Below are 2,356 nucleotides of genomic sequence, written 5' to 3'. Positions count from 1 at the left end.
CGCTGGCCAGGCCCGCGGCGGCATCGCGTCCGGCCGTTCGCAGCTGGGCGCCGATATCCACGAGATCGATAACGCCTGGGCCCGTGCGGGCCGCCTCCTTGACGACGTCGCTGGCGACGCCGAGGCCGTCGCCGCCCGTCGCGACGAGATTATCGCCGCCATCAACACGACGGCCAAGCCCTACTTCGGCGACCTCGAGTCCATGACCTACGAGGAGTGGCTCAACCGCTACCTCGAGCTGTCTTACCGCGGTGAGTGGGCGGATGTCTCTTGGGCCAACCGCTTCGCCCAGATGGTCGCGCGCGTGGAGGCCCGCCTCAATGATGCGGACCACGGTTCCTTCGATGCGCTCGTCACGGTCGGCTCCAACCCGGCCGTTGCTGTTGCAGACCTGCGCGCGGCCTATGATGACAAGCTTGACCTCACGCTCGTGGCTGCCGATGCCGCCTGGTTTATCACTCTGCTCGGCGAGCGCGGCAAGCCCGCTAACTTCGTGCCCGTCATCGACGCGGACGTGCGCCGCTGGTGGCGCCAGGATTCCCTGTGGCAGGCCCACGATGACCGCTACGACGCGGATGGCGTCTCCATCATTCCGGGCACCACCGCCGTTGCTGGCATCACCCGCGTCGACGAGCCGGTGGCCGAGCTCCTCGGCCGCTTCGAGGCCGCCGCTGCTGCCCAGGTTTCTGAAACGGCTACCGTGGCCCCCGCCATCGCCGACGCTCCCTCCGTCAACTGGGCCGGCCGCGAGCAGACCAATCCGTTGCGTGTTACCGCTGAGGTCGAAGGCGTGCACTTCAACGGCTCGACTCTGACGGTTCCGCTCGCCGGTGCCATCAAGGGCGCGGAGCTCAACCTTCACTTCACCGAGCCCACCATTCCGGGTGCCTCGCCGTTGATCACCGAAATCGACGCCGTGAATTCTATGCGCGAGCTCGCCCGCGTCGCCGCCGGCGGTAAGCTGCCGTCCGTGACGGNGCGACGCAGATGATCCTCGACGGCGACTGGCGTACGCAGGTTTCCGCCGTGGAGGAGGGGCTGCGCTGTGGGTTGCAGGATGCGTGGGAGATCCCCGGCGTCGCGGACGTGCGGGTGCTCGGCGCCATCGGGGTGATCGAGATGGACCGCGACGTCGACATGACACGCGCGACTGCGGCCACGGTGAACGAAGGTGTGTGGCTGCGCCCCTTTGGCCGGCTCATCTACGCCATGCCGCCATTTATCGCGACGTCCGAAGAAGTCCAGGCCATCTGCCGCGGCATGTGTGCCGCGGCGCGGAACTACTAGGAGAAGACATGATTATCTGCGTAACCGGCACGAATACGGACGTCGGGAAAACCATCGCCACGGCGGCGTTGGCGAGTGTTGCGGCGGGCGACGGTGTTGACGTCGTCGTGGCCAAGCCCATCCAGACCGGCGAGCCCGACAGACAGGGGGATGCGAACACCGTTGCCCGGCTCACAGGGCTCGAGACCAAAGAGTTCGTGCGCTACCCCGAGCCGCTCGCGCCGAACCTCTCCGCGCGCCGGGCGGGCATGGCCGAGCCGGACCGGGCGGAGCTCGTTGCCTGGATTCAGGGGCTCGATGCGCCGGGTCGTCTCGTCCTCGTCGAGGGCGCTGGCGGTCTGCTCGTGCGCCTGGGCGATGAGCTCACCCTCGCCGATATCGCGGCTGACCTGGGCGCGCCGCTCGTCGTCGTGACGTCGATGGGGTTGGGCAGCCTCAATGCGGCGGAGCTTACCGTCGAGGCGGCCCGCCGCCGCGGACTAACGGTGAAAGGCCTGGTGGGCGGCTCGCTGCCGGAGGAGCTGGACCTCGCCACGCGCTTGAATCTTGAGGAGATGGAGCAGGTGACGGGGGAGGAGTTCTGGGGCGCGTTGCCTGGGGGCATCGGAAAGCTGGGGAAGGGGGAATTCGCGGCGGTGGCGCGGGAGGTTTTTCCGCGTGTCACCCAAAAGATGATGGATCCCTCATGATTTTGTGGCATGCTTAGTCATTGAATTTGTATCACTGACAAAACTGATCGCAGGACAAGAGGAGCACTTTCCATCGTGAGCTCAATCAACACCGAGTCATTTACCCTGCCCGCCGGCGCGCGTCCCCTCATCGAGCGCCTGGCCGAGGAGCCCTTTGCGCTGGAGTTTTCCGGCCAGGGCTACGCGTGGCTGCCTACCCTGCGTGCGCAGACCGCCGCGCACGCCACGGTGGCAGGCTATGTCACGCAGGCGGCTGCCGTGCTCGAACCGCTCGCCGATGAGCTCGCTCCCTTCTTCCCGCACGGCTTCGACCCGCTCACCTGGGCGCGCGAGTCGGCGCCGGGCGACCCGACCGACGCGGCAGTGTCCACGCCGGGCAT

4 protein-coding genes are annotated in these 2,356 nt (G+C 67.3%); all 4 read left to right on the top strand.

The window, feature by feature from the left end; all coding sequences use genetic code 11:
* Positions 1–22: 22 nt before the first annotated feature.
* Positions 23–991, top strand: coding sequence for a fatty acid synthase subunit beta domain-containing protein (locus BN9444_RS12970; protein WP_478219572.1), 969 nt, complete (start codon positions 23–25; stop codon positions 989–991).
* Complete coding sequence (locus tag BN9444_RS12965) at positions 988–1,287, top strand: aminotransferase class III-fold pyridoxal phosphate-dependent enzyme (RefSeq protein ID WP_068802119.1); 300 nt, start codon at positions 988–990, stop codon at positions 1,285–1,287. The genes BN9444_RS12970 and BN9444_RS12965 overlap by 4 nt, the downstream gene beginning before the upstream one ends.
* Positions 1,288–1,295: 8 nt before the next feature.
* The gene (gene bioD / locus BN9444_RS12960; protein ID WP_066491572.1) at positions 1,296–1,976 is read left to right on the top strand and encodes a dethiobiotin synthase; all 681 of its coding nucleotides are present in this window, start codon (positions 1,296–1,298) and stop codon (positions 1,974–1,976) included.
* 75 nt (positions 1,977–2,051) lie between these two features.
* Positions 2,052–2,356: hypothetical protein (locus BN9444_RS14900; protein ID WP_199872867.1), on the top strand; the 305-nt coding region annotated here is incomplete at its 3' end.

It is taken from the genome of Corynebacterium phoceense (assembly GCF_900092335.1).
In the GTDB taxonomy this organism is placed as follows: domain Bacteria; phylum Actinomycetota; class Actinomycetes; order Mycobacteriales; family Mycobacteriaceae; genus Corynebacterium; species Corynebacterium phoceense.
This window is presented reverse-complemented; position numbering and strand designations above follow the sequence as displayed.